Origin of the sequence: Kineococcus siccus, from assembly GCF_009906795.1 — a bacterium.
Lineage (GTDB): Bacteria > Actinomycetota > Actinomycetes > Actinomycetales > Kineococcaceae > Kineococcus > Kineococcus siccus.
Genome location: NZ_JAAALN010000278.1, coordinates 1 through 4580 on the forward strand (window position 1 = coordinate 1; position 4580 = coordinate 4580).

Sequence of the window (4580 nt, forward strand, 5' to 3'; positions counted from 1 at the left end):
CCCCGGGAGGACACCCATGACCGCCACGACGACCGGACCCGCCCTGAGCGTGGACGCGTCCTTCGCCACCCCGTCGGCGACCCCGACGCTGCGCCAGCAGGTGCTGGTGCTCTACCTCGGCACGTCCGCGCTGGATTCCGACGTCATCGGCTGGACCCGCTACGACGGCACCGGCCGCTCGCGGCCGACGACGGGCGACAGCGACGAGCCGCCGTACGCGACGGGTCTGGCCGCGCTGCTCGACGGCTGGCGGCTGCTGCAGATGTCGCAGCTGCACCCGCACACGACGGGCGAGGAGTACGACACGTCCTACCTGCCGTACGAGTTCCTGTTCGAGCGCCTCGTCGACGTCGCGCAGGGTTGAGCACCCGGCGCCGCCGCCCGCGGGCGGCGGCGCCGTGGCGTCAGCCCGCGAACAGCTTCGACACCCGCACCAGCGTCTCGACGACCCCGTAGGCCAGCGGGACCCCCACCAGCGTCCACCCGAGCGCGACCCGTGCCGAGCTGCTCACGCCTGACCACTCCCCTTCTTCTCCGGCTCCGGCGCGGCCGCCGGCTCGTGGAACCTCGCGGACACCGGCCGCACCAGCAGGTTGGCGACGAACCCGACCGCCAGCAGGGCCACCATCGTCAGCAGCGCCGGACGGTAGGCCTCCGCGGTCAGCCGGCCCGGGGTCCCCTCGGCGTCGAGGAACCCGTTGACGATGAGCGGGCCGACGATCCCCGCGGCCGACCACGCCGTCAGCAGCCGGCCGTGGATGGCGCCCACCTGGAACGTCCCGAACAGGTCGCGCAGGTAGGCCGGGACCGTTGCGAAACCCCCGCCGTAGAAGGACAGGATGACGACGGCGAAGAGGATGAACAGCGCCGTGCTCGTCTGCCCGAACGTGGCGAGGAGGAAGTACGTCACGAGCCCGACGCCCAGGTACACCACGTAGATCGGCTTGCGGCCGATGACGTCGGACGTCGAGGACCACACGAAGCGGCCCGCCATGTTCGCCATCGAGAGCAGGCCGACGAAACCGCCGGCCGCCGCGACGGCGATGCTCGACGTGCCGTCGGCGCCGCGGAAGAAGTCCTGGATCATCGGCGAGGCCTGCTCGAGGATCCCGATCCCCGCGGTCACGTTGCAGAACAGCACGATCCACAGCAGGTAGAACTGCGGCGTGCGGATCGCGTTGCGCGCCGACACGCTCGCCGTGGTGACCAGCGCCTTGGACTGCACGGACGCGGGGTCGAACCCGTCCGGCACCCAGCCGGCGGCGGGCACGCGGATGGTCGCGGCGCCGTAGGTCATGAAGAGCGCGTAGACGACGGCGAAGGTGAGGAACAGCATCGCCACGGCCGACCCGGACGGGACGCTGCCGGCGACCGCGGAGTCGTAGGCGGGGTCGTAGAACCCCAGCAGGCGCGTGGACAGCGGGCTGGCGACGAGCGCGCCCCCGCCGAAACCCATGATGGCCATGCCCGTGGCGAGGCCGGGCCGGTCGGGGAACCACTTGATGAGCGTCGAGACCGGGGAGATGTAGCCGATCCCCAGGCCGATGCCGCCGATGACCCCGTAGCCGAGGTACAGCAGCCACAGCTGCCCGGTGGCGATGCCCAGGGCGCCGACGAGGTACCCGCTGACCCAGAACGCCGCCGAGGTCGCCATGGCCTTGCGCGGGCCGCTGCGGTCGACCCACGTCCCGCACACCGCGGCGGACAGGCCGAGCATGACGATGGCGATCGAGAACACCACCCCGATGGAGGTGTTCGACGCCTCGAAGTGCTGCACGAGAGCGTTCTTGTAGACGCTGGTCGCGTACACCTGCCCGATGCACAGGTGCACCGCGAGGGCGGCCGGAGGGATCAGCCACCGGTTGAACCCCGGCGGGGCGATGGTGCGTTCACGATCGAGGACCGAGGCCACGTGCTGCTCCTCCGCTGGACGGCGACGTCGCGGGTCAACGTAGCGCCGCCCCCCGCACGCTCGCCCCCCGACTCGCCTGATCGGACCTGGCAGGATCGGTGCCGTGACGACCCCTCCGGGACTCGACGACCCGGTGTGGGCGTCGCTGACGACCGCGCACGCGCACCTCGCGGAGGGGTCCGGACCGGGTCGCCGCTACCCGCCGGACGTCTCGCCGTTCGCGGGGGCCGCCGACCTCACCGACCCCGCCGGCTGGGCGGCCCTCGCGGGCCTCGCCGGCCCGGGGGCACCGGTCGTCGTGCCGGGCCTCGAGGTCGCGCCGCCCGCGGGCTGGACGACCACGCGGCTCATCCCGGGCGTGCAGCTCGTGGCGCCGGCGGACCTCGGGCCGGTGCCCGGGGACGTCGACGTCGTGGTGCTGGGCGAGGACGACGTGCCGGACGCCCTGGACCTCGTGGCGCGCACCCGGCCCGGTCCGTTCGGCCGGCGCACGCACCGGCTGGGCACCTACCTGGGGATCCGGGAGGGCGGCCGACTGGTGGCGATGGCCGGGGAGCGGCTGCACCCCCCGGGCGCCACCGAGATCAGCGCCGTGTGCACCGACCCCGCGGTGCGCGGGCGCGGGTACGCGTCGCTGCTGCTGCGGGCCGTCGCGGCCGGCGTCCGCGCGCGCGGCGAGCTGCCCTTCCTGCACGCCGCGGCCGACAACGTCGACGCCGTCCGGCTCTACACCGCGCTCGGCTTCCGGCACCGGCGCGACCTCACCTTCGCCCTCCTGCGCACCCCGGAGGGCTGAGCCGGGACCCGCGGGCCGGGTTCAGACGTGGAAGCGGCGCAGGGCCTCGTCGAGGGTGACGGCGGTGTCGGCGACCTGGCGGGCCGCGGCGGCCGTGCGCTCCGCGTCCCCCGTCGTGCGGTGCGCGTCCTGCGCGATCGCGACGATGGAGCGCGACACCTCCTCCGACCCGTGGGCGATCTCGTCGACGTTGCGCACCATCTCCCGCGTCGTGGCGGTCTGCTCCTCGACGGAGCTCGCGATCGTGGCCTGGATCGCGTCGATGCGCTCCACGACGCCGCCGATGCGGGCGATCGCCTCCGCCGCCGCGGCCGCGTCCGACTGCGCCGCAGCGACCTTCGCGACGATGCTCTCCGACGTGCGCGCCGACTCCATGGCGAGCTCCTTGACCTCGCTGGCGACGACCGCGAAGCCCTTGCCCGCCTCGCCCGCGCGGGCGGCCTCGATGGTGGCGTTGAGCGCCAGCAGGTTCGTCTGCTCCGCGATGGAGGTGATGACGCGCACGATGTCGCCGATCTCGGCGGAGGAGCGCGCCAGCCCGTCGACCGTGCGGCCCGCGGCCGCGGCCGCCTCGGCCGCGTCGGCCGCCACCTCCGACGCCGACGCCGTCGCCGCGGCGATGTGGGTGATCGCCTCGGACATCTCCGCCCCGCCGGCCGCGACGGTCCGGATCGTCACGGAGATCTCCTCGGTGGCCGAGGAGCCGGTGCTCGCCTGCTGCGCCGAGTTCGCGGCGCGGACGCTGAGGTCGGCCGACACCGTCGTGAGGTCGCGGGCCGAGGAGGTCAGCTCGGTGCTGGACGCCGCGACCTGGCGCAGCAGGTCGCCGAGGCGGTCGAGCGCGGTGTTCAGCGCCCGGGTCATCTGCCCGATCTCGTCGTCGCGGCCCTCGGCCCCGCGCTGGTCGAGGTGGCCCTCCGCGATGCGCTCGAGCACCGCGACCGTGGCCCGCAGGCGGCGGCGCAGCGAGGTGGTCACGGTGACGGCCACGACCGCGAGCACCGCCGCCACGGCGAGCGCCGTCGCGATGGTCAGCAGCTGCGCGCGGGCACGGGCCTCCGCACCCGCCGCGAGCGCCGCGGAGCGCTCGGCGTCCGCCGCGTCGCGCACCGCGGGCAGGGCGGCGGCGACGGCCGCGGCCTGCTCGGTGAAGGCCGGCAGCGCCTCCTGGGCGGCCACCTGCCCGGGGTCGCTCAGGTCGTGGTTGGCCAGCGACACGACCCGCTGGCCGAGGGTGACGAGCGTCTCGGCCTCCCCGAGCAGCGCCGTGACGTCCGTCGCCCCCGCGGCGCCGCCGGTCGCGGCGCCCAGGGCGCGCAGCGCGGAGCGCAGGGCGATCGCGTCGTCGCCGAGCGCGCCCATGGCCGCCTGGCGGTCGGCGGCGGTGCGAGCGACGACCGACACGAGGACGTCGGCGCGCAGCGCGGCCTGGGCCGCGTCGACGCTCTCGGCGTGCCTGGTGGCCTCGGCGCTGCGGACGATCTCGGCCTGGGCCGCGTCCTGGCGGTGCGCCCCGGCGACGCCGATGCCGCCGACGGCGAGGACGCCGGTGAGGCCGACGACCGCGAGGGCCACGACGCGGGAGGCGAGGCTGCTGCGGTGGCGCGCGCCGCGGGGCGAGGACGGACGGGCAGCCGGGTGTTCCGCTGCAGGCATGGGGAGGCTCCTCGGACGACACCGGGTTCGCACCCGGCCGGCGGTACCGGCACGGACGGCATCGGCGCGCCGGGGCCCGACCTGGAGCCGTGGGGGGCCGGGCGCACCCCGGGCTCAGGACCGGCGCCCGGCGTGCCGATCACCACGAGGTCGCCCGGAGGGTGACGCCGGCCGGCGGCTGCGCCGGTCCCGCCGAACGCTGGAGAACCATGCACC

General features: G+C 75.4%; 5 protein-coding genes. 2 read left to right on the top strand and 3 right to left on the bottom strand.

Annotated features, from left to right (window positions below; all coding sequences use genetic code 11):
• Window positions 1-88 precede the first annotated feature (88 nt).
• Entirely contained in the window at window positions 89-364 is a 276-nt protein-coding gene (locus GTR02_RS19965; RefSeq protein WP_166609232.1) for a hypothetical protein, read from the top strand.
• A gap of 40 nt (window positions 365-404) precedes the next feature.
• Here the strand turns inward: GTR02_RS19965 and GTR02_RS25000 are convergent, their stop codons facing one another.
• Window positions 405-512 carry an MFS transporter small subunit gene (locus GTR02_RS25000; protein ID WP_420814753.1) on the bottom strand — a complete coding sequence of 36 codons (108 nt, stop codon included), beginning with the start codon at window positions 510-512 and terminating at the stop codon, window positions 405-407.
• Window positions 509-1912: an MFS transporter gene (locus tag GTR02_RS19970; protein WP_166609230.1), complete on the bottom strand. Its 1404-nt coding sequence runs from the start codon at window positions 1910-1912 to the stop codon at window positions 509-511. The genes GTR02_RS25000 and GTR02_RS19970 overlap by 4 nt, the downstream gene beginning before the upstream one ends.
• A 103-nt stretch (window positions 1913-2015) precedes the next feature.
• On the opposite strand from GTR02_RS19970, the gene GTR02_RS19975 reads away from it, so the two are divergent.
• A complete protein-coding gene (locus GTR02_RS19975; protein ID WP_338073951.1) occupies window positions 2016-2708 on the top strand; it encodes a GNAT family N-acetyltransferase in 693 nt (230 codons plus the stop codon).
• A 21-nt stretch (window positions 2709-2729) separates the two neighbouring features.
• Here the strand turns inward: GTR02_RS19975 and GTR02_RS19980 are convergent, their stop codons facing one another.
• Window positions 2730-4364 (bottom strand): methyl-accepting chemotaxis protein, encoded by a 1635-nt coding sequence (locus tag GTR02_RS19980; RefSeq protein ID WP_166609231.1) that lies wholly within the window; start codon window positions 4362-4364, stop codon window positions 2730-2732.
• Window positions 4365-4580 lie beyond the last annotated feature (216 nt).

Excerpts from the sequence above, each read along its gene's own strand:
- GTR02_RS19980 (WP_166609231.1), bottom strand. The coding sequence starts at position 4,364 with ATGCCTGCAGCGGAACACCCGGCTGCCCGTCCGTCCTCGCCCCGCGGC.